Genomic DNA, 22,329 nt, shown 5'->3' on the forward strand with positions numbered 1-22,329 from the left:
GCCGCCAGAATTTCCCTGTTAATAGTTTTAGGGAATTCGCCCACAAGACACTGTTCTGTTTGCTTAATTCTTAGTTTTAGACATCGGATATTGCCGAAACCGCGCGTATTCCCTGTAAAATCCCCTGTTTTCAAGGAATTTCCGGGTAGACTGGATAGCTGCGAACTGCCCGCACAGCCACTTTTTTCATAAGCATTTGATTTGAAAGCGTTTTTTGGAGAAGGTTCGAATCTGTTGACATGAGCCAAACCAATGCATCAACATTTGCATCAACAAATCCATCAACATGTCAGATTCACGTTCACTAGTGATTAGTGAAATAGTCCGGGCTTATGCCTGACGAAAACTTTGCGGAAATGTCCAAACTCCACCCCGCAAAAACTCCAGTCCAAACAATTTTGGAAATAGAAAACTCTCGAAGGCGCACCAAACTCTCTGTCTGGCGCTTGTCGCAGGTAGCGTGAGTGTACTCAAAGCGGCGCTAGACCATCTAGGCATTGAATCGTAGTGTTCGATGATGCTACCTTATGCGAAGACGCCTGTGTCGGAGATTGCCGATCAACTGGGCCGAGACCCATCGACGATCTACCGTGGGATTAAGCGGAACTCGGTGCGCTTTGATGATCAGCCAGAGCTGAACGGCTATCACGCGTTGAATGCGCAAGACCTGTACGAAGACCGGCGCGCCATCCATCGCAAGCTGAACCGATTTCCAGAAGTCATGGCCGCTGTGCGCAGCGGTTTTGACGCTGGATGGTCGCCCGAAAAAATCGCTGGCCGGATGCGGTTGGAGCGGCATCCCATGCGGGTCAGTCATGAGACGATCTACCGATACGCATACTCGAAAGATGGCCGTGCTGAGAAGTTCTATCAGCATCTGCCGCGTCATCGGCGCAACCGCAGACCTCGCGGCATGCGCAAGCGGTATGGCAATCAGTTCCTTGATGAATTAGCGATTAAGCACCGTCCCGAAACTGTTGGAGATCGCGTTCAATTCGGCCATTGGGAGTGCGATCTGGTCATGTTCCGCAAGGAATTTGGCAAGGCCGACGTCACCTCTCTGGTCGAACGCGTCAGCCGGTTCGCAGTCGTCCTGAAGAACCTAGACCGGCAGTTTAAACCTGTCATGGAAGGCCTGGTCGATGGCCTGTCATCCCTACCAGCGCATGCCCGGCAATCCATCACCTTTGATCGCGGGACAGAGTTCAGCGCCTGGCAACATATGAAAGACGGTCTTGGCGCTGGCAGAAAGGCACTGTCGAGAACACCAACAACCGTCTGCGCCGATGCCTCCCCCGCAAGTCTGATCGGACGGCATTCACAAATCGATATGTGAAGTCGATTTGCGACCGCCTCAACGCGACGCCGCGTAAATGCCTAGGGTATCAAACGCCAGCAGAAGTGTTTCGCAAAAAACTCATAGAAGGAGCTACAATACCCTGATAAACTCGAAACACAGAAATTGCGCTTCGCCGTGAGTTCACAATGAGATTTATCAGGGCTGGTGCTTGCCAGTGACGTCGGCGGTTGATCACCCTGATCGTCATGACATCGATGATTGGGTGCTGAAGGGACCAAAGAATGGACGTATCGAGGAGCTGGTAAGAGAGCTGACGCTTGAACGCGGGTTGCGATTGCATGACGTCGAGAACCTCATTTTAGAGGCCCTTGAGGCACAACAAAGGAGGCAGGACCCTCAAGATCTAGGGTAGTACAGGCGCTGGCGTTGTGGCCGTTCAGTTAGTTCATATCATTGTTGCCGACCAAGCGTATCACAAACCTAAGGTGTTGAACGTAACACCCGTTCACGGCTCCGCATGGGTGCCGAATTCGAATGTCGCCAATGCCGCAAGATATGCGAGTGGCTGCTGTGTTTGGAAATGTCCGCTTCCGAACAGCGTGCCGGGCAGAAATGCAGGCTGCGACCGCAGCATTGAGATGTCGCGACCAATGGCAATTATGGGCCGTTCAATCTGCTATATTCCTAAGGTTCTTCGCGATGCTTTGCATGTGTCGTATATCCGTACCGCAGCAGCCGCCAAAGACGGTAATATGCGGGAACCTTTGCCGAAGGTTTGCGAGTTGCCCCCCAAGTTCAATAGGGTCACCCGCATCTAACACCTCCGCATTGTCCAGTTCCGCGTGACTGCACCGCGACGCATTCGCCACGATGCCCCGTACACGCCGTATCCATGGACCATCGACAAGGACGTTTGCAAAGTGATCAGGATGTGCGCAGTTAATCATAAAGTAAGACGCATAGCCGTCGGTGCCATCATCCACCTCTTTGATGGCGTCTTCCAACGACGCCCCAGTCGGCAGACGCCCATCAACTTCAACGGTGAAGGCCACAACGACCGGAATTCCAAACGACCGCGCAGCGCGCACGATCCCAGTCGCTTCCGCTGGATATGCGATTGTGTAGGCGCTAATTATGTCCACGTCGGTTTGGGCCAAGACCGCGACTTGTTCCGCATGATACGTCTCAGCTTCTTCAGCATTCATTTGCTCACTGGGGGCATATGCATCGCTGCGAGGCCCAACATTGGCGCTGATCACGGTTGGTAAATCTCCGTACTCATTTCTCGATTCGCATAGGTGACCGATAGCCTTTTTGTTCAGCTTGATCAGTTGCTCGGGCGAATAACCGATGACTGCACCACGATCACGATTTGCGACCCACGTGGCGCTTTCAAGAATGACACCAACGCCGTGTTCTTTGCCCAACGCGATCAAATCACGGGCGTATCGGTTGAGATGAGCCCGCCCTTCTTCTGTTTCCAAAAGCGGAAAGGTTGCAAATCCGGGAAGATCGACATTTTGGGTGAAAAGGAGATCAGTCTCCATCCCTGTGTAGGTCAGAAAGAGGTCCGCGTTGAGCTGAGGTAGATTGTACCGATGGATATGCATGCGTTAGATCCAGCCCTCAGTTCTCAAGGATGTCCGCGTCGTGGTTGGCGTCACCTAGGCTTTGTGACGATTATCTCGACTGGTGAGATGCGCCCCGCCTGCAAGTTCGCAACCATATTGGGTATTTTCTGCGCCGTTGATTGCTGCATGAGCACGTGAAGCCCCAAGGGTGGCGGACCATCGGCGGCGTCGCTCGCCGCTTTCATCTTTTCGAAGAACGCCATCGCAAAATCGCGACGGTCCTCTTCTTTGACGATTTGCAACCCATTAGCTTCCAACGCCGACCGGTACTCTTTCGGTTCTGCCAGCCAGCTTGTGGCAGACGTCGTTGCCCAAGGGACCGGATAGATAAAGTCATCGTCATTGGTCTTCATGATATCGTAGATGCCGAGCTTTCCGCCGGGTTTCAGCACACGTGACACTTCAGAAAACAAGGCGGCTTTGTCTTCGATGTTCATGCCAACATGCATCATGAAAGCGCCATCAAAACTTGCGTTCTCAAAGGGCAGTGCTTGCGCGTTGCCACAATGAAGCGCGATACGGTCCGAAAGGCCTACCCAGTCGCACAGTACAGTTCCGGTCTCAACATATTCAGGCGTCAGATCGATGCCCGTGACGTTTGCACCATACGTCTTCGCAACAAAACGTGCTGATCCGCCTAGACCGCAGCCGATATCAAGTATGCTTTGCGTTGATGTTATTTCCAACTGATCCAAGAAGTGGGCGCTCGCGATCCGGCCGCCGATATGAAATTCGTCAACCGGCCCAAGGTCTTCAACGCTTGCATTCTCAGGCCTTATGCCCAGTTTCTCCAGGCCAACTTGAATTGCAGACAGTAGAGTTCCGTGATGATAGTGGGCGGAGATTTTTTCAGAATTATTCATAAGAATGACCTTTTCGGTAATCCTCACACTATCTGCATTACTTTTCGTTGAGTCTAGAGATTGAACCAACGAGGTGGTTGGTGCTTGATCAGCGAAGGTCGGGAAAGCCCTCAAGTTCGACTATCTGAAACAACCAAGTCGAGTGGCCATCGCACAACCTTAAGTTGTTTAACATAACACCCCTTAGCCGACGTTCACGTGTCGTTACGGCAAGCGATTTCAGCCAAAGGTTGTCTACGCGTGCAGTTCATTGAAAGCGCACGCGCAGACACAATTGCCACAAATTGCCGGACATTTGGTCCGGCATGATGAGCCCAAACGGGATCACCGCCATTCCCATCGCCACAGTTGATCCGCCCCACAGTGCGGTGTCTTCTGTGGTCCCCGCGCTCAACGGGTCCGGACCCCCAATTCAATCTCATAAATCAAACCGCTTAAGACCCGAAAGCCTCTCGCTTAGTGATCTTCTCAAATTCGGGCAGAAATTCTTCATGGTGCAGCGCAAGATACCTCCTGATCCGCGCGTTGCTAAGCAATTTGGTGACGTAACCACGCGCAAGAACAAGGTTGAGATGGTCGATGCCAAAGGTATTCTCTACCAAGCGCACCTCCCTTTCGAGGTTTGCGGACTCATTTTCCATGAGATCAAGTTGTTCACGAGATATGCCTTTGAAGTTTTTGGGCGTCGCACCGGCAATCAACTGATTTTCGGGTGTTGCCGCCAGTAGTGAGCGGGCATAGTTAATTGTATATTTATTCATCGCGACCATCAGCCGGGCCGCCTCGATCTGACGCGGCGGTTTCATCTTCTTGAGAATGCGAAATCCTGTCAATGCAACCTGCTTGTCTTTGAGCAAATCCGCCGCTTCACTACAAATGCCGTCCAAGAGACGCCGCTTCTCCTGCAATGTCTTGATGTTGACGTTGAGTGCACGTGCCAAGCGCTCCTCGGGAACACCAAGTGTCAGCGCACGCAAGATCATTTTATGCTCTTGAATTGTCGCCAGACGGCTGATGCGTTTGTTGTAGGTGAAGGCCTCATCATCTGTTGAAACAATGCACTGTGCCGCTGTCTCACCATGGTCTTTCAAGGCTTCAAACCGCAGATGGCCATCAAGCAATATGTACATTTTGGGATCGTTTCGGTCGCGAGTGACCACAATGGGTTCAACGAGGCCAATCTCACGAATGGACGCGACGATCTGGCCATATTTGACGGTCGCCTTTGTCTGCGGCGTGACCAGATAGAGCGGTGCGATATACTCAAACGATATGTGTATCAACTCACGTTCAAAGGCGGCAGCGATGGTCCGTTCTGAAACCGACGGCGTCATGCTGTTTCTCCCTCAAGACGGGACAATCGATCTGCGATTGTTTTGGGAATGTTAGCCAGACCTTCAGCACGCAACAGCGTCACGAAGTTCTCATCCGACAGGAGGGTTTTCAGCGATTGTGTGAGGAAGAGCATTTCGCTGCGTGTTGCACCTGCTTTGCGCAACAGAATTTTCTTTCGCTCAACATCATCTTGATAGGTCTTCAACAGCGCTTCGACGGATAGGTTCTTCTTTGAGCGTCCATTTGATGTTGCCTGCCCTTTGCCATGCTTCAACCTTGCCTCGACAAGCCGTTTCGCTGTCAAAAGGCGACCGCCGCGCAACAGCTTGCTTTCATAGGCTTTGCGCAAAACTGTTTGAACGTTGACGTCTTCCGCATCTGCAATGTCGACCGCAACACTTACAGGAATTTTCCCACTTTCAACAGCACGCAGAAGCCGATGTTCATGGCTTTCCAAAAGACGAATGACGCCATGCACGTATTTGTTTGAAAGCTGGGTCTTTGCGGCGATTTCGCGTTCAGCGTATCCACTGTCTTTGAGACGTTTGATGTCTCTCAGCAAATCAAGTGAATGATGTTGCCTGCGTGCGAGGTTTTCAACCAGGCTCATCACAAGACAATCCTCAGAACTGGCGGTGATTACAACGGCGGGTATTTTCTCTTGCCCTAGGGTCTTGAAAGCTTCCAACCGACCTTGGCCGCAAACCAATTCATATGTCGGATCATCACTTGTTTCATCGTTGCGTGCTGCAACGGTGATTGGGCGCTTGAGGCCAAGTTCAGCGATATTCGCAACAATCTCATCAAATATCTTTTGATTGCGGACGCGGGGGTTAACCACTGTGATTGCGTTGACGGCAATGAGTTCGGTATGTGCGAGCAGGGCATCAGACGTCATGCAACCTCCAGAATTGGAGTGCGTTCGCACATAGCGAAGAGTTGCGTGAGATCATCAAATCGGTAAGCGTCGAGCGACAAGCCGTTGCTTTCGGACAGACGCAATTTCGGAAGTGTCATTTCAGCTGTCGGTAGCAGGTAATAGTCGAGTGGTGTTTCGTTTGCCTGATCCATGCGCACAACAACTGTGATATCGGGCAAAAGACCGGTATCTAACCTGATGTTCCATCGATACGCACCGGCACCGGTCTGTGTGCATCTGGCGATAACAACAGATGCAGAAAATTCATGATTGATGGTCAGAAAGCCCGTCTTCTTATCATGCTGGACCAGCCCGCCAACCTGTTCGATACCACCTACTGTCTCATGGATTATCCTCGCATGAATCTTACGCAGACGTTTGTTGATCTCAATGTAGCGATAATCTCTATCAGGGGTGAAACCGACCAACTTGTATGCTCTAAGTAAGCTGCCAAACCTGCTTTGATATGCACCACTAGAGGGCAAGGCACTGGCTTCGTTGATAACAATGCCAGATAGGAAACCATACGTTTCGAGTGCGTCTCGCAATCCATCCAGCATTTCTTCGTCAGAATAGCGTTGTGCTTTGGCCGCGAAAATTACCTTGGCTGCGACAAACAATCCGGCATCTACAATGGCTTCGAACGCGCCCTCGGAGCGTACCCAGCTGTCAGGACTATTGTGTACATGGCGTTTCTTCAATTTAAATGAGCTACGGTTCCAAATGTTGTTACCTATATATTTCTCGTTTGTGAGGAGCTGGCGAACCACTGACGGTGTCCAGTCCCGGTCCAGATCGGTTGTAATGCCTTTCGCATTCAAGTCGGCGGCGATCATGGCCTCAGATTGCATGTCATTGACAAAACTTCGGAATATCTTGTTTACAACCGCGATCTCGTCAGCTGGGCCCGGTACAAGCGTCACACGGTCCGTCTGAATGCTCTTATGTTCGCCGCGAACAAGAATGCCTTTCTGATTGCCCGCCCCATCGATCAGCATGCGTCGCAACCCAAATCCAGGCGGACCGCCCTGACGATATCCCATTTCAATCAGCCGTGACTGACCGGCAAAGACCTTTTGCGAAAGCTCGCGACTGTACTCGCCCGCCATCGCACGTTTGACGCCCTTAACGATGGTGGAAACTGGACTGCCGTCATTCTCAAACTGCTCAGCGCAATATTCAACCGAAATGCCAGCGCGTTTGCAGATATATTCGTAATATGCGCTCTCATCCGCATCTTGAAATCGGCCCCAACGGCTGATGTCGTAGACAAAAACAGTCTTAAAGTCTGTCTTTCCGGCCTGAATGTCGTCGAGCAGCTGCGTTAGCCCATCGCGCCCCTTTATCCGCAGACCACTTTTGCCAGCGTCGGAATATGTCTTAACGATCTGATATCCCCGCTGCTCAGCGTAAAGGCCGATCGCGTCCGCCTGATTTTCGGTCGAGTAACGCTGATGCTCTGTCGACATGCGAACATATTGCGCGGCCCTCTTGCGGCTGTCTTGCTGGTGATCATCGTCTGGCCAACTCAATGCTGCGGCTCTCCATTCTTCAAATTCGCAAACCTGTACGGGAATTCTGCGATTCCTTTCTCAATCTTAACGGGAGAGGGGTGGAAGCATGTTTCATAAAAAGGGCAGCTTGTTTCATCGAGAATGCGAGGGACTGGTTTCTGCTTCAGAATATCGAAAGGCGATCAGTTCAGCGCTGTCTCAAGAATTGGGCGGTGCTGGTCGCGCAGCGAAAGAAACAGCTCGGTGGACGGGAGCTAGCGAACGAACAGCTAAAAACTGGATATCGCAAACCTACGGTCCAACCGGTGAGAACCTGATTGAGCTGATGCGGCATTCAGACACCGTCCTTGACATTGTTTGGTCTTGCCACGTTTTAGTTCCGGTCTCTTTCGAGCAATGTTTGCTATGAAGGAGATAGAGAATGGCACCGAGATACACAGACGAGTTTCGTCTTGATGCAGTACGCATCGCAACGACCAGTGGGCTGACACGACCGCAAGCGGCAGCGGATTTAGGAGTTGGGCTTTCGACGTTGAACAAGTGGGTTCAAAAGCATCAGCATGACAACCTGATGTCGGGTCCTCACGAGGATGTCGAGAAAGAGAACGAACGCCTTCGCAAGGAAGTTCGGTTGCTTCGCGAGGAGAGGGAAGTGTTAAAAAAAGCGGCAATCTTCTTTGCAGGCCAAAGTCGGTGAGGTTCGCCTTTATCGACGCCTGGAAAGAAGAATGGCCTGTCGAATTTCTTTGCCGCGTCATGCAGGTTACGTCGCGAGGATTTCGCGCGTGGCGAAGCCGCCCGATGAGCCAGCGACAGCGCGACGATATGGTGATCCTGGCGCATATCCGCGAACAGCACCGCTTAAGCCTGCAAAGCTATGGCGGGCCTCGCATGACCGAAGAACTGCAAGAACTGGGTCTGCAAGTTGGGCACCGGCGCGTGGGCCGCTTAATGCGGGAGAATAGCATCAAAATCATCAGGACCCAGAAATACAAGGTTACGACCGACAGCAATCATGCGTTTAACATCGCCCCTAACTTGCTGGGCCAGGACTTCTTTGCAGATGGTCCAAACCAAAAGTGGGCCGATGACATTTCCTACATCTGGACCAGTGAGGGCTGGTTGTATCTGGCAGTGATCCTTGATTTGTATTCCCGTCGTGTCATCGGTTGGGCGGTTAGCAATCGTATGAAGCGGGATCTGGCGATCCGAGCATTGGATATGGCTGTGGCACTGCGGCAACCGCCGAAGGGCTGCATGCATCATACGGATCGCGGGTCGCAATATTGTTCAGGCGACTATCAGAAACGGCTGTCTAAACACGGCTTCCAAGTTTCGATGAGCGGTAAGGGAAACTGCTACGACAATTCCATGGTTGAAACGTTCTTCAAATCACTCAAGGCAGAGCTGATTTGGCGCAACCGCTGGGAAACCAGGCGTAAAGCCGAAGGGGCGATTTTCCAGTATATCAATGGGTTCTACAATCCACGACGGCGGCACTCGTCATTAGGTGGCAAAAGCCCCTTGGCCTTCGAACGAAAGGCTGCCTAAATGAGTTGAGAGACCGGAACGCAACCGCGACAAGACCAGTGTGATTGTAGCCGCAAAAATAGTCACCGTAGGCATCCATAGAAAGAAGTGACGTCTCAAGCGCACCAAGCGCAACTAAGATTTTTATCGGTTCACTGGTATCAGTTTTGTAAAAATCATAATCTGAGAACTGCGCTGAACGTCTAGCACCAAGGCAGAAGTCAATTGCGTCTAATACAGTGGTCTTACCGCTATCTCCGCCGCCTACTAAGCAATTCATGCCTAGGCTTGGCTTCCAAGAAAATTCCTTTATTGATCTAAAGTTATCAATTTTGAGAAAAACGATCTTCGGCACAATACAGGCCCCCAGAATAAATGTACCCCTGCAACTTAACCGAGAACGCAAGGGAACCTAAAGTTCATTCTTAGTGCAGAATCTGCCGAGTTCCCGAGGCCACGAAACATGGCCTCGCAAAACTATGTTTGGAAGTGTGCTAACTTGAAAGCACTTTTCTTGCCTGCTTTTCTGCTGCTGACCCCTTGACCCATTGCCAAGCTGTGCGTGGCTTTCGCGCCTTCGCCAGTTCAGGGTTGGCTTTTGCGTCACCAACGGCGGCGCGCAGACGTTCACGGGCCTCGCGTGGGTCGATCTTGAGTTCTTCGCAAAGGGCTTTAAGCGTGATGATGTCGGACATGTCGATCTCCTTGGTTTCTGATGCAGATCGATAAGACGAGGTCAGCAGGCATGTCAGGGACAACCCCAGAACGTCTTTAGCTTTCCTTGCATTGCTGCTACCACTGATCTCGACGTGACAGACGCGGTCACGTTGGGGCTTAGAAACCCCTCACTGAGAATCGGCGCGAGGCGACTTGCGCCACCTTGACCCTATGGTCGGGGTGCCTGTGTTATACAACAGGCCCCGGCTAAAGGCGCAGGGACCGTCTCAGTGCGGTTTTCTAACACCCCGATCACCAGTCAAGCATTGCGAGGGCGCTCGCAGATCGGGGTTGGAATGCAGACCGACGCGTGCGCAACGCACCAGATATTGGAACCGAATATTCTGCTGAAACCTGCTGATGTGCTTTCCCACATAAGCGAGCATGAGATCACACATGGCCTCTACGGGAATGGAATGACGCAGCTGTCTCTCCATCACGTGGTGCGGCGCCTTCGCGAACTGTCAGTCCGGGGCCTCGCGTCGGAGGGTCGAAGAGGACGTTCCAACTACCGATGAACTCCCCACTCATGGCACCACGGAAACCGGACCTTTGTTGAGGTCTACTCTTTAGGAAGCAGATACCTCCGTCAGTGTTTAACGTGTAAGCCGTGCATTGATCGCTGATGAGGCACAGGGCTTCACATTGAGGAACAGTCATTCCGGTCAGCAATGGGTCGGTTAATCCGTTTCGAAGATCATAGCCGGGCAGGTCTTCATTTCGGTATGTCTGAAACTGACCTTCGATCACGCTACCGGCGCTAAACTCGAATGTGTTTTCCCCAATAAGACGATTATAATTGTCACCAAAGGGCGATGGAGCCGGTGTATTTTCTAAAGCCATCTGTTCGCATCTGTTGATAATGTTTCTTATGGCGTCCGAACTCCCGCTCAACGTAAAATCAAGCGACAGATTGTTACCACTCATTGCGACCTGACTGCCTGCCCTCAGCCAAGCCAGTAGCTGTCTGTCAGTTGTGCTGTCAATCTTAAGCGAAATGCTATCCGCTGAGGAAGGGCGGGTGATAGTAAGCCGACCTTGACCGGGTATCACAACTTCAACGTTGCCTCGGCTACGATCAAATGCGGGAGTATCGCCAATCAGTGTCAGGTCGCCTTGCGAGTCACAGATTAACTGAATGCACTCTGCGGCGTCATTTTTGGCGCAAACAGCTGCTCCAGTATTAAAAAAAGACCACCTATTTGTATCCTGCGACGCAGCCTGCTGTGATATGCAACATGTTAGAACGGCCAATAGGGTAGTCAATCTGTTCATTTAGTTTGCTCCAAAATTGATCATCAACAAGTCGGACACTATTGACCCACATAGACCTTAAGATTGGAAGCTGCACCCACCTTTCGTCAACAACAGATTTGTATGATGACAGACAAGTATCGTATAGCCAAATTTAGGTTTTATTCTATTGTACAGTTCGTTTCTGAAATGGCAGAAACGTCGCAGTTATCAAAAAGTAGAAGCGGTCCTGCATACCCGTAACCAGACATTTGGCTACGAAGCAGCATCTGATGCTTTGGGCTCTTGCACTAAATCGCTACGCGATAAGGCGCTTGTGGCGGGCGTTGAGCTGAACGGGCACACATCTGTTACGTTGATGCAAAACCCAAAAACAAGAGCCGAGCAAAACTATCTGACAGTAGACGACGCTGATGCATTTCATTCCAAGTTCATGACGCCGCGGACGATGGCCAAGGAATATGGACGCAGCTGGCAAAGTCTTGGCGCAGAGTTGAGGTCGAAGGGTGTAAATCCGTTTTCCCCAAATGGAGAAGTTTATGGCAGCCTATTTTTGCGGAGCGATGTCGCCAAAGCAATCCAGTGACAGGCTGATATAATAAAAAAAAGGACGGAGCTCACTGCTCCGTCCTTTTTGTTTGTTGCAAACTCAAGCTTTAAAACAGCTCTGCGGAAAACCTATGGTGTGATTCACGGAAAAGGTATGCTGTGACTGACAACTGGTCTAAGGAAATTAACCTGAACATTTGGAATAACCGCAGCTTCCACAAGTCATACATCCTTCGACCATTCTCAATTCATACTGCCCGCAACTGCTGCAGGCTTGGCCGCGTGGAGTGTCCAAACCAACAACCTGGGCCTGCGGGTCGGATTTCAGTCCCATGCCTTCACCCGCGATGAAACCGGTGGAAATCATATGCTGCTCAATCACGCCGCCAATCGCTGCCAAGATCGAGGGGATGTATTTGCCCTGCATCCATGCGCCGCCGCGCGGATCAAATACCGCCTTCAATTCTTCTACCACAAACGACACATCCCCGCCGCGCCGGAAGACCGCTGAAATCATGCGTGTCAGAGCCACGGTCCAGGCGAAATGCTCCATGTTCTTGGAATTGATAAAGACCTCGAACGGCCTGCGGTGCCCGTTCAGCACGATATCATTGATGGTAATATAAAGTGCATGTTCGCTATCGGGCCATTTGACCTTATAGGTGTTGCCTTCCAACTCACTAGGTCGGTCTAGCGGTTCAGACATATAGATGACATCGCCATGGGGCTGCAGGGGTTCGGCAGCGGAGGTGGTGATGACTTCGGGGGCAGAAGACGGCTTTGCAAATAAAGAGGTCGCAAAATATCCCGTATCCAAATCAAAAAACGCTTCAATCCTTTGATGCAATTTTATTGACACCGAGGACGTGCCGTCTTCGAGCTCAGCGAGATCGGACAAATCAATCCCTATCGCATCTGCAAGCTGATTTTTACTGACACATCTTTCATTTCTAAGTTCGCTAAGTCTTTTTCCAACAAAGTCATATGTTTCCGACACACTCAACACCGACCCCGTCACCGCATTTGGCCGGTACGTCGTGCATCCCTTACACCCGCTATCCCACGCCTCCATATAGACGTCCTTGAAGGCCTCAAAACTGATGTCCTCGGGACAATTGATCGTCTTCGATATCGAGGAATCCACCCATTTCTGCGCCGCCGCCTGCATCTTCACGTGATCCAGCGGGGCCAGCGTCTGGGCGTTCACGAAATACTCCGGTAGCGCCATATCACCGAACTTCTCGCGCCACATCTGCACCGCGTAATCAACAACCTCTTCCTCGGTACGCGATCCGTCCTTCTGCAACACCTTGCGCGTATAAGCATAAGCAAACACCGGCTCGATCCCCGAACTGACGTTCCCGGCATAAAGGCTGATCGTCCCCGTTGGCGCAATCGACGTCAACAGCGCGTTGCGAATACCATGTTCCCGAACGGCAGCGCGCACATCTTCATCCATCATCTGCATCGTGCCGGACGCCAGATATTGATCTGCATCGAACAAAGGAAAAGCGCCCTTCTCCTTCGCCAAATCCACCGACGCCAGATATGCGGCGCGGGCGATACATCGCAGCCAGTCCTCCGTCTGACGCGCTGCCTCGTCGGATCCATAACGCAGCCCCACCATCAGCAAAGCATCCGCCAGCCCGGTAACCCCCAGCCCGATGCGCCGCTTGGCACGCGCTTCGCCGGCCTGCGCCTCCAGCGGGAATTTCGACACATCCACGACATTGTCCATCATCCGCACGGCTGTGGCCACAAGCCCTTGCAACGCCGCCTGATCCAATGCGGCGGCCTCCCCAAATGCATCTGACACCAGGCGCGACATGTTGATCGACCCCAGCAAACAGGCCCCATAAGGCGGCAAAGGCTGCTCGCCACAAGGGTTCGTCGCCGCAATCGTTTCGCAATAGCTGAGGTTATTGGCGGCATTGATCCGGTCGATAAAAATCACGCCGGGCTCGGCGTAATCATAGGTGCCCTGCATGATCCGGTCCCACAAATCGAGCGCCTGCACCGTGCGGTACACTTTGCCGTCAAAGACCAGATCCCAGGTCCCGCCTGCCTTCACCGCCTCCATGAACGGATCGGTGATCAGAACCGACATGTTGAACATGCGCAACCGTGCGGGATCGGATTTTGCGGCGATGAAATCCTCCACGTCCGGGTGATCGCAGCGCATGGTGGCCATCATCGCGCCGCGCCGCGACCCCGCAGACATGATGGTGCGACACATCGCGTCCCAAACATCCATAAAGCTCAACGGCCCAGATGCATCCGCTGCAACCCCTTTGACATCCGCACCTTTAGGGCGGATCGTGGAAAAATCATAGCCGATCCCCCCGCCCTGCTGCATGGTCAAAGCGGCTTCTTTCAGCATTTCGAAAATGCCGCCCATACTGTCAGGCACCGTACCCATGACGAAACAGTTGAACAACGTGACCGACCGCGCCGTCCCCGCACCCGCCGTGATCCGACCAGCGGGCAGGTATTTGAAATCCTCCAAAGCCGCGTAAAACCGGTCTTCCCAGACCTTCGGTTCTTTCTCTACCTGCGCCAGATCGCGTGCGATACGCCGCCAGGTATCCTCCACCGTCACATCCCGCGGGGTGCCATCGGCATCTTTGAACCGATACTTCATGTCCCAAATCTGTTCGGCAATGGGGGCGGCAAAGAGGGTCATCTTTGAATCCTTCAAATAAACGCAGGCAATACCCATAGCGGGAATGCGCAAATTAATGAAGCCCAAACACAAGACTTTGATCTTGGTGCAAAGCCAACTACTTTATGAAGCGTTGGAAGAGATTCTGTGGTTATGTCGGTGGGAAAGCCTGTGGATAAATCTTGTGTAAATCTGATCAAGCTTTCCGTTGGCTCAGAAACGGTTGACGACATGGCCGCATGGCAGGCCACGAAACGCGCGCAAAGTGCCGATGGGTTGCCCCGCCACGTGACCCGAATGTGGCCTAAACGCGAGATAGAAATCCTCAACGGCGGTTCGATTTACTGGGTCGTCAAAGGGGTCATTCAATGTCGTCAGAAGGTCTTACGGCTGGATGAGGTGATCGGCAGCGACGGCATCCGACGCTGCGCCATCGTGCTGGACCCCGAGATCATCCGCACGCAAGGCAGTCTGAAACGCCCGTTTCAAGGCTGGCGCTACTTGCCGCTTGCGGATGCCCCCCCTGATCTGCCCAAGGGCAGATCAAGCGAGGAACCGTTGCCTGTGGAACTCAACCGCGCCCTGGCCGAAATCGGCGTTCTGTGACCGCTACTCGGACAATAGAGCGGTGAACTTTGCGACCACCTCCCGGTCATTTTCATCGACATCAGCGACGCGGCTGCGCCATAGGGTCGCCTGGGATCGCAGGATTGGCGCTTCGCTCAACACTTTCAGATGGTTCGCTCGCAGGGTCTCCCCGCTCGAGGTGATATCCGCGATGGCCTCTGCGGTTTCATTCGCCACAGTGCCTTCGGTGGCACCCTGGCTGTCCACCAAAACGTAATCGGCCACGCCGCCATACCGCAGGTATTCGCGCACCAAGCGGTGGTATTTTGTAGCGATCCGGAGGCGGATGCCATGTGCCGCCCGAAATGCGGTGGCGGCCGCATCAAGATCATCCAACGTCTCCACGTCAAGCCATGCCTGCGGGACGGCCAGAACCAGATCTGCGTGGCCAAAGCCCAGTTCCAAAATGGATTCGATCTGTTGTTCCCAAAGCGGGAGCTTTTCCAGCACTAAATCCGTTCCGGTCACCCCAAAATGAATGCGACCGGTGGCCAGTTCCCTGGGGATCTCACCGGCTGACAACAGCACCAGAGACACGCCGGAAATCCCGTCAACGCTGGCGGCATATTCGCGATCAGACCCCGTGCGCGCCAAGGTCACGCCGCGGCGCGCGAACCATTCGAAGGTCTTCTCCATGAGCCGGCCCTTGGAGGGCACACCAAGCTTGATCGTCACGGGCGAGCCTCCAGTTCAAGCATCAAACCGGGACGCAAAACGCCGCCCACAGCCGGGATTTCAACGCCGCGCCCCAAACGGCGCGTCAGCGCGTCATAGCGCCCGCCGGTTGCGATAGCCGGTAAATCGGGGCGCTCCCGGCTGAAGAAACCAAACACAAACCCATCGTAATATTCCATGGATGTGCGTCCGAAACTGGCCTCAAACGGGAGAGCTTCAACGTCGACGTCGCGCTCTGAAAGCGCTCCCGCCCGCGCCGCAAGCAAATCCACAGCACGCGAGATGGAGGGCAAATCAACGGCGATGTCGCGCAGCCGTTCCAGCGCAAATGGCATGGTCTCGCGCACGCTCAAAAGGGCGTCCAGCATGTCGACCTCTTCGCTGCTTATCGGTGGCGCAGCAGCATCCTCGCGCAGCGTCTGAAGGCGTTGGTCAATCTCGCGTTGGGATCGCTTGCCGATCAGGGGTGCATCCGTTGGCGTGGCGATGCCATCGAGCAACAGTTTGCGCTCAGGCGTCATCGCCACACGCCCCGCGTAACGGTCCAGCAAGGCGCGAAACCGACGGGGCCGCCAGATGTGGCGCAAAAGCGCGGCCTTGCGCGGTTCTGTCGTGCGCAACCCTTTGACGGCGGCCATCAAAATACCGATATCCCCGGTTGTCGCCCGCAGGTTCAAGGGGGCCGTCAACCCGGCCATCAAGGCGAAAACCTCCGCATCCGCGCGCGCCGGATCCGTGCGGTCAAACACCTCGAAACCGACCTGAATATATTCATTCGCACGGTCTTCGTCATGTTCCTGGCGACGGAAAACCTCGCCCGAATAGGTGTAGCGTGCAGGCTCCGCGCCCTCTGCCATATGCATCTGCACCACCGGAACCGTGAAATCGGGGCGCAACATCTGCTCGCCGCGCAGCGCATCCGACGTCACATAGGCGCGCGCGCGGATTTCTTCGCCGTAAAGGTCGAGCAATGTGGCGGCGGGTTGCAGGATCGGCGTCTCGACGGGAACCGCGCCTGCGGCCTCGAACTGCGCGCGCAACTCTGCGGCCCGCGCCAGGGTTTGCGCGCGGGCTATCATTGGTCCGCGTCGCCGTCAGGCAGGCCGTGTTGGCGCAGAATTTCGCGGGTTTTCTCTACAAGCTGATCGCGTGGAACTTCGAACTGGCTGGGGCGGTCTTTCCATTCCTCGAGCGTGGCGCTTTCGGCAATTTTCGCACCCAGGATCAGGTCCTTGATCTGGATGACGCCCTTTTCTTTCTCGTCGCCGCCTTCGATCACGGCGATGGGACTGCCGCGTTTATCGGCGTATTTCAACTGGTTGCCGAAGTTCTTGGGGTTGCCGAGATAGACCTCCGCGCGGATGCCCGCCTGACGCAATTCTGCGACCATTTGTTGGTAATCCGCCATGCGGTCGCGGTCCATGACCGTGACAACAACCGGGCCGGGTTCCTGCGCCTGCATGCGCCCCTTGGCATGCAGGGCCGCGAGCAGGCGGTCCACGCCGATGGAAACGCCCGTCGCCGGGACTTCCTGCCCGGTGAAGCGTTTGACCAGATCGTCATAGCGCCCGCCGCCCGCGACGGAGCCGAAATTGCGCGTGCGGCCTTTTTCGTCCTGGATTTCGAAGGTGAGTTCAGCCTCATAGACCGGGCCAGTGTAGTAGCCAAGGCCGCGGACGACAGAGGGGTCGATGACGACGCGGTCTGGGCCATAGCCTTGGGCTTCAAGCAAGTCCAAAATCTCGCCGATTTCTTCGATACCGGAAACGCCGGAAACGGACTCTTCAACAAGACCAGACAAGTGCTTCAATACTGCTCGGTTCCACTTTTGTTGAGATGTTCGATCATGAAACTCTGTTTGTTGATCCGCCGAGGCGTTCATTAACTTTCCCATTTCACGTACTGTAATTGAAATTGCATCTCCAGCTTCGTCCAGCGCCGATTGGACGTGCTGATTAGCGCTAACAAACCCCATGACGACTTCAACTTGGGCCTCCCTCAGTCCCGCACCCTCAGTGAAATCCCCACTCTCGTCCTTACGCCCCTCTCCGAGCAAAGCACGCACACCTTCAACACCTAGCCGATCCAGCTTGTCTATGGCACGCAAAACAATCCCGCGTTCGTGCGCCTTGTCATCGCCAGCCAGCCCTGCGACCTCCATCACACCATTCAGCACCTTGCGGTTATTCACCCGCACCACATAGTCGCCGCGCTCGATCCCGACCGCTTCAAGGCAATCACACAGCATCGCGCAGATTTCCGCATCCGCCGCCACGGAAGGCGCACCGACCGTATCCGCATCACATTGATAAAACTGGCGAAACCGCCCCGGGCCCGGCTTTTCGTTGCGCCAGACCGGGCCCATCGCGTAGCGACGGTAAGGTTTGGGCAAATCGTTCTGATGTTGCGCGTAGACCCGCGCGAGGGGGGCCGTCAGGTCATAGCGCAGCGCCAGCCAGTCGCCCGGTTTGTCGGCATCCGCGTCCTCTTGCCAGGCGAAAACACCCTCGTTGGGGCGGTCCACGTCGGGCAGGAATTTGCCCAAGGCCTCAACCGTTTCCACGCCCGAAGATTCCAGCGCGTCAAAGCCATAGCGATGGTAGACCTCAGCAATTTTGCGCAGCATCTCGGCGCGCTGCGTCACTTCGGCACCGAAATAATCACGGAACCCCTTGGGCGTCTCTGCCTTGGGGCGCGGGTTCTTTTTTGGCTTGGCCATGGGGTTCCCTCTAGCGTTTGGACTCGCGCGCGGTCTAGCGGAAGGTGCGCGCGACGACAAGGTGATGCGCCCTCTTTATCGCGGCTGGCTTGCGTGCTAGGCGCGGGGCGGCAAAGGGGATCGCATCATGGAAAAGCTCGAAGAACAGATTGCGCATCTGACGCGGACGGTCGAGGACCTGTCAGATATCGTCGCGCGCCAGGAGGGTGAGATCGCCACGCTCACCCGTCGCGTGGTGATGTTGATGCAGCGCGAAGGCGAGCGTGAGAGCCAGCAATCCGGCGGTATGGTCATCGGGGACGAACGCCCGCCGCATTACTAGAGGTCCTCGACCTCCAGCACCCCGCTCAGCGATTTGATCGCGCCCTTGATCTGTGGGTTGACGACGAAATTCTGCCCCAGCGCCACTTCGACCTCTCCGGGAAGGCCGGGGTGCATCAGGCAAAGCTCGACGGGGCTTTTACCGGCCTTTTTCATCGCATTCGCCGCCCCTTCGAGGACGCTGGCAACGGCGGAAATCGCCTCAGGCGCGTCGATGAACACCTTCAGCCCCATGCCACCCGCATCCGCCGCCATCGCATCCGCGGGTGCCACCGAGCGGCCCAGCAGTTTCAATTGGTCCGATTCCATCGTCGCCTCAACCGTGACGATGACCTTGGAACCGGTCTCCAGATGATCGCGCGCAGCCTCCAGCGTATCCGAAAACAGCGTCACCTCATAGGCACCGGTCGGATCAGACATCTGCGCGAAGGCAAACCGATTGCCACGCGCGGATTTGCGCTCCTGACGGCCCGCGACGATGCCGGCGAGGCGCGCGTTCATCGCGCCGCTGTTGGTAACTTTTTCGGTCAGATCATCCAGCGTCATGAAAGGCACGCCGCGATCATAGGCCATCTTGCGTTTGAGCGGGCCCATATAGTCATCCAGCGGATGCCCGGAGAGGTAAAACCCGACGGCTTTGAATTCCTCGCTGAGGCGTTCGGCGGGAAGCCAATCATCGACAGGCTGCAAGCGCGGTTCGGGCAGGTCTTCACCAGCATCGCCAAAGAGCGACACCTGTTTGGAGGATTTTTGCTCGTGGATCGCGGCGGAATAAGCCACCAGCGAATCGAGCGCGCCAAACACCCGGCGACGGTTCGGATCCAACGCGTCAAAGGCACCCGAGCGCGCCAGCATTTCCAGCGGGCGTTTGCCGACACGTTTGAGGTCAACGCGCCGGGCCAGATCGAACAGCGTGGTGAAGGGTTTGTCAGTGCGCGCGTCCCCGCGACGCCCTTCGGTGATCAGCTTCATCGCCTCGATCCCGACGTTTTTCAACGCCCCCAGCGCGTAAACCAACGCCCCGTCGACCACCTTGAACGTGGCACCTGACCGGTTAACGCAGGGCGGCACCCAGGGCAACTCCAACCGCTTGCGCACTTCCTCAAAATAGACGGCCAGCTTGTCGGTCAGATGGAGATCGCAATTCATCACACCGGCCATGAATTCCACCGGATGGTTCGCCTTGAGCCAGGCGGTTTGATAGCTGACCACCGCATAGGCCGCCGCGTGGGATTTGTTGAAACCGTAGTTGGCGAATTTCTCCAGAAGGTCGAAAACCTCGCGCGCCTTTTTCTTGTCGACACCGTTGGCGATGGCGCCCTTTTCGAATTTCGGGCGCTCCTTGGCCATTTCCTCGGCGATCTTTTTGCCCATGGCGCGGCGCAACAGATCCGCACCGCCGAGGCTATAGCCCGCCATGACCTGCGCGATCTGCATCACCTGTTCCTGATAGACGATGATGCCTTGGGTTTCCTTGAGGATATCGTCGATCAACGGATGGATGGATTCCAGCTCGCGCAGCCCGTTCTTGACCTCGCAATAGGTCGGGATGTTTTCCATCGGGCCGGGGCGATAGAGCGCGACAAGGGCCACGATGTCCTCGATACAGGTCGGCCTCATGCGCTTCAGGGCATCCATCATGCCGGAACTTTCCACCTGAAACACCGCCACGGTTTTCGCCGCCGCATAGAGTTTGTAGGAGGCCTCATCATCCAGAGGAATGGTGCCGATGTCGTCTTCCAAACCGTCGGGCGGCGCAAAGAGTTCGGTGCCATCCGCCGCGATGTGCAGATGTCGCCCGTTCGCCTTGATCTGATCCACGGCGTTCTGAATGACCGTCAGGGTTTTCAGACCAAGAAAGTCGAACTTGACCAGCCCTGCCTGTTCCACCCATTTCATGTTGAACTGGGTGGCGGGCATGTCCGAGCGCGGATCCTGATAGAGCGGGACCAGCGCGTCCAAAGGACGGTCCCCGATCACCACCCCCGCCGCATGGGTGGAGGCGTTGCGCAGCAGCCCTTCAACCTGTTGGCCGTATTTCAGCAGGCGATCGACAACCTCCTCATTGCGGGCCTCCTCGCGCAGGCGCGGCTCATCCGCCAGCGCCTTTTCAATGGAGACGGGTTTGACGCCCTCCACCGGGATCATCTTGGACAAACGGTCCACCTGACCATAGGGCATTTGTAGAACACGCCCGATATCGCGCACCGCGGCCTTTGACAAAAGCGCACCAAAAGTGATGATTTGCCCCACTTTGTCGCGGCCATATTTATCCTGAACGTACTTTATGACCTCTTCGCGGCGATCCATACAGAAGTCGATGTCAAAGTCCGGCATCGACACGCGTTCCGGGTTCAGGAAGCGTTCAAAGAGCAGATTATAGCGCAGCGGATCAAGGTCGGTGATGGTCAGCGAATAGGCCACCAACGACCCCGCCCCGGACCCGCGCCCCGGCCCGACGGGGATGTCGTTATCCTTGGCCCATTTGATGAAATCGGCAACGATCAGGAAATAGCCGGGAAAGCCCATCCCCTCAATGATGCCAAGCTCAAAATCCAGCCGTTTCTCATATTCCTCAACGCTGGTGGCATGAGGGATCACGGCCAGGCGGTCCTTGAGACCGGCGTGGGATTGCGCGCGCAATTCCTCAATCTCGTTATCAGCGAATTTGGGCAGGATCGGGTCGCGGCGATAGGCCTGAAACGCACAGCGGCGGGCAATTTCAACGGTATTTTCGATCGCTTCGGGCAGGTCCGCAAACAGCGTCACCATCTCGGACTGTGACTTGAAGTAATGCTGCGGCGTCAGTTTGCGGCGCGCGTCCTGCTGATCGACATAGGCCCCTTCGGCGATACAGATCAGCGCGTCATGCGCCTCGTACATATCCGTTTTCGGGAAATAGACATCATTTGTCGCGACCAGCGGCAGGTCCATCGCATAGGCCATTTCAACGAACCCCCGCTCTGTCAGACGCTCGGCTTCGGGCTGACCATCCTCGCCCGGATGACGTTGCAATTCGACATACAGACGGTCCGCAAAAGCTGCTTTCAGGCGCTCCATCAAGGCCTGCGCCGCTGGTTTTTGCCCGGTTTGCAGTAGTATGCCCACGGGTCCACCAGCCCCCCCGGTCAAACAAATCACATCCGCCGCGTAGGTCTCGAGTTGATCCAGAGTGACCTGCGGCAAAGCCCCGCCTTTATCGATGTAAAGGCAGGAATTCAGTTTCATCAGGTTTTCGTAACCGGTCTCAGATTGCGCCAACAACACGACCGGCGCAGGCATCCGGGGCCGCTCGCCGGGGCGCGCCTCAACATAGGCGACATCGACCTGACAGCCCAATATCGGTTGCAACCCGGCACCCGACATGGCCACGGAATATTCCAGCGCGGCGAACATGTTGTTCTTATCGGTCAGGGCCAGTGCCGGCATGCCCGCTTTGCGGCACAGATCGGGCAGTTTCTTGAGACGGAGCGCGCCTTCCAGAAGGGAATATTCGGAATGGCTGCGCAGGTGAATGAATCTGGGTTTTTTATTCATGACCTCAGAGTAGATCAGCCAAGCGGGGGCTGCCAGCGCCAACAGGGTCGCGGACACCATTTTATCCCACCGCATAACCCCATAAAAATTTTTCTTGCAAAATTGGTTTCCCCCAGTTTACCGTTGCGTCAACCGACCGCCATCCGTTCTACGCCGCATCGAACGTTTGGACTTAA

18 protein-coding genes and 1 pseudogene are annotated in these 22,329 nt (G+C 54.8%); 6 read left to right on the forward strand and 13 right to left on the reverse strand.

Going from position 1 to position 22,329, the window contains the following annotated elements; genetic code table 11:
• Positions 1–514 precede the first annotated feature (514 nt).
• Positions 515–1,443, forward strand: a pseudogene (locus tag ROLI_RS16395) (IS30 family transposase).
• Between the two features lie 525 nt (positions 1,444–1,968).
• On the opposite strand, the gene ROLI_RS16400 reads toward ROLI_RS16395, so the two are convergent.
• From ROLI_RS16400 to ROLI_RS16420, 5 genes are all read right to left on the reverse strand, one after another.
• Positions 1,969–2,910 carry a homocysteine S-methyltransferase family protein gene (locus ROLI_RS16400; protein WP_187432324.1) on the reverse strand — a complete coding sequence of 314 codons (942 nt, stop codon included), beginning with the start codon at positions 2,908–2,910 and terminating at the stop codon, positions 1,969–1,971.
• A 50-nt stretch (positions 2,911–2,960) separates the two neighbouring features.
• Positions 2,961–3,794 carry a class I SAM-dependent methyltransferase gene (locus ROLI_RS16405; RefSeq protein ID WP_187432323.1) on the reverse strand — a complete coding sequence of 278 codons (834 nt, stop codon included), beginning with the start codon at positions 3,792–3,794 and terminating at the stop codon, positions 2,961–2,963.
• 434 nt (positions 3,795–4,228) lie between these two features.
• Positions 4,229–5,128, reverse strand: a complete 900-nt coding sequence (locus tag ROLI_RS16410) for a plasmid partitioning protein RepB C-terminal domain-containing protein (protein WP_187432322.1) — start codon at positions 5,126–5,128, stop codon at positions 4,229–4,231.
• Positions 5,125–6,027: a ParB/RepB/Spo0J family partition protein gene (locus ROLI_RS16415; RefSeq protein ID WP_187432321.1), complete on the reverse strand. Its 903-nt coding sequence runs from the start codon at positions 6,025–6,027 to the stop codon at positions 5,125–5,127. Before ROLI_RS16415 ends, ROLI_RS16410 begins: the two co-directional genes overlap by 4 nt.
• Complete coding sequence (locus tag ROLI_RS16420) at positions 6,024–7,580, reverse strand: recombinase family protein (protein WP_262386713.1); 1,557 nt, start codon at positions 7,578–7,580, stop codon at positions 6,024–6,026. The genes ROLI_RS16415 and ROLI_RS16420 overlap by 4 nt, the downstream gene beginning before the upstream one ends.
• A gap of 88 nt (positions 7,581–7,668) precedes the next feature.
• On the opposite strand from ROLI_RS16420, the gene ROLI_RS16425 reads away from it, so the two are divergent.
• Both ROLI_RS16425 and ROLI_RS16430 read left to right on the forward strand, forming a co-directional pair.
• Positions 7,669–7,971, forward strand: coding sequence for a hypothetical protein (locus ROLI_RS16425; RefSeq protein WP_187432320.1), 303 nt, complete (start codon positions 7,669–7,671; stop codon positions 7,969–7,971).
• Positions 7,972–7,983: 12 nt separating this feature from the next.
• Positions 7,984–9,113, forward strand: a protein-coding gene (locus tag ROLI_RS16430) for an IS3 family transposase (protein WP_338469156.1) whose coding sequence is annotated in 2 segments (ribosomal slippage) — positions 7,984–8,230 and positions 8,230–9,113 — 1,131 coding nt in all. Because the reading frame shifts where the segments join, the coding sequence is not laid out codon by codon here.
• On the opposite strand, the gene ROLI_RS23860 is transcribed toward ROLI_RS16430, so the two are convergent.
• The 3 genes from ROLI_RS23860 to ROLI_RS23865 all read right to left on the reverse strand — a co-directional run bounded on the left by ROLI_RS23860 (position 9,031) and on the right by ROLI_RS23865 (position 11,084).
• A complete protein-coding gene (locus tag ROLI_RS23860) occupies positions 9,031–9,447 on the reverse strand; it encodes an AAA family ATPase (RefSeq protein ID WP_187431795.1) in 417 nt (138 codons plus the stop codon). The two genes, ROLI_RS16430 and ROLI_RS23860, sit on opposite strands and share 83 nt — an antisense overlap.
• A gap of 139 nt (positions 9,448–9,586) precedes the next feature.
• Positions 9,587–9,787, reverse strand: a complete 201-nt coding sequence (locus ROLI_RS16435; RefSeq protein ID WP_187431796.1) for a hypothetical protein — start codon at positions 9,785–9,787, stop codon at positions 9,587–9,589.
• Between the two features lie 412 nt (positions 9,788–10,199).
• Positions 10,200–11,084, reverse strand: coding sequence for a PAN/Apple domain-containing protein (locus ROLI_RS23865; RefSeq protein ID WP_350340405.1), 885 nt, complete (start codon positions 11,082–11,084; stop codon positions 10,200–10,202).
• A 148-nt stretch (positions 11,085–11,232) separates the two neighbouring features.
• Here ROLI_RS23865 and ROLI_RS16440 point away from each other — a divergent pair, with 148 nt between their 5' ends.
• Entirely contained in the window at positions 11,233–11,649 is a 417-nt protein-coding gene (locus ROLI_RS16440; RefSeq protein ID WP_187431798.1) for a hypothetical protein, read from the forward strand.
• 147 nt (positions 11,650–11,796) lie between these two features.
• On the opposite strand, the gene ROLI_RS16445 is transcribed toward ROLI_RS16440, so the two are convergent.
• Positions 11,797–14,295, reverse strand: a complete 2,499-nt coding sequence (locus ROLI_RS16445) for an adenosylcobalamin-dependent ribonucleoside-diphosphate reductase (protein WP_187431799.1) — start codon at positions 14,293–14,295, stop codon at positions 11,797–11,799.
• Positions 14,296–14,427: 132 nt separating this feature from the next.
• On the opposite strand from ROLI_RS16445, the gene ROLI_RS16450 reads away from it, so the two are divergent.
• Complete coding sequence (locus tag ROLI_RS16450; protein WP_187431800.1) at positions 14,428–14,880, forward strand: DUF1489 family protein; 453 nt, start codon at positions 14,428–14,430, stop codon at positions 14,878–14,880.
• A gap of 3 nt (positions 14,881–14,883) precedes the next feature.
• Here the strand turns inward: ROLI_RS16450 and hisG are convergent, their stop codons facing one another.
• From hisG to hisS, 3 genes are read right to left on the reverse strand one after another with little or no spacing between them, the layout of a single operon-like run.
• Positions 14,884–15,576: an ATP phosphoribosyltransferase gene (gene hisG / locus ROLI_RS16455; RefSeq protein ID WP_187431801.1), complete on the reverse strand. Its 693-nt coding sequence runs from the start codon at positions 15,574–15,576 to the stop codon at positions 14,884–14,886.
• Positions 15,573–16,655 (reverse strand): ATP phosphoribosyltransferase regulatory subunit, encoded by a 1,083-nt coding sequence (locus ROLI_RS16460; RefSeq protein WP_187431802.1) that lies wholly within the window; start codon positions 16,653–16,655, stop codon positions 15,573–15,575. Before ROLI_RS16460 ends, hisG begins: the two co-directional genes overlap by 4 nt.
• The gene (gene hisS / locus ROLI_RS16465; RefSeq protein WP_187431803.1) at positions 16,652–18,295 is read right to left on the reverse strand and encodes a histidine--tRNA ligase; all 1,644 of its coding nucleotides are present in this window, start codon (positions 18,293–18,295) and stop codon (positions 16,652–16,654) included. Before hisS ends, ROLI_RS16460 begins: the two co-directional genes overlap by 4 nt.
• Before the next feature lie 127 nt (positions 18,296–18,422).
• Here hisS and ROLI_RS16470 point away from each other — a divergent pair, with 127 nt between their 5' ends.
• Positions 18,423–18,617, forward strand: coding sequence for a SlyX family protein (locus tag ROLI_RS16470; protein ID WP_187431804.1), 195 nt, complete (start codon positions 18,423–18,425; stop codon positions 18,615–18,617).
• On the opposite strand, the gene dnaE is transcribed toward ROLI_RS16470, so the two are convergent.
• Positions 18,614–22,153, reverse strand: a complete 3,540-nt coding sequence (dnaE, locus tag ROLI_RS16475) for a DNA polymerase III subunit alpha (protein ID WP_187431813.1) — start codon at positions 22,151–22,153, stop codon at positions 18,614–18,616. The genes ROLI_RS16470 and dnaE overlap by 4 nt on opposite strands.
• Positions 22,154–22,329 lie beyond the last annotated feature (176 nt).

Source organism: Roseobacter fucihabitans (assembly GCF_014337925.2).
Lineage (GTDB): Bacteria > Pseudomonadota > Alphaproteobacteria > Rhodobacterales > Rhodobacteraceae > Roseobacter > Roseobacter fucihabitans.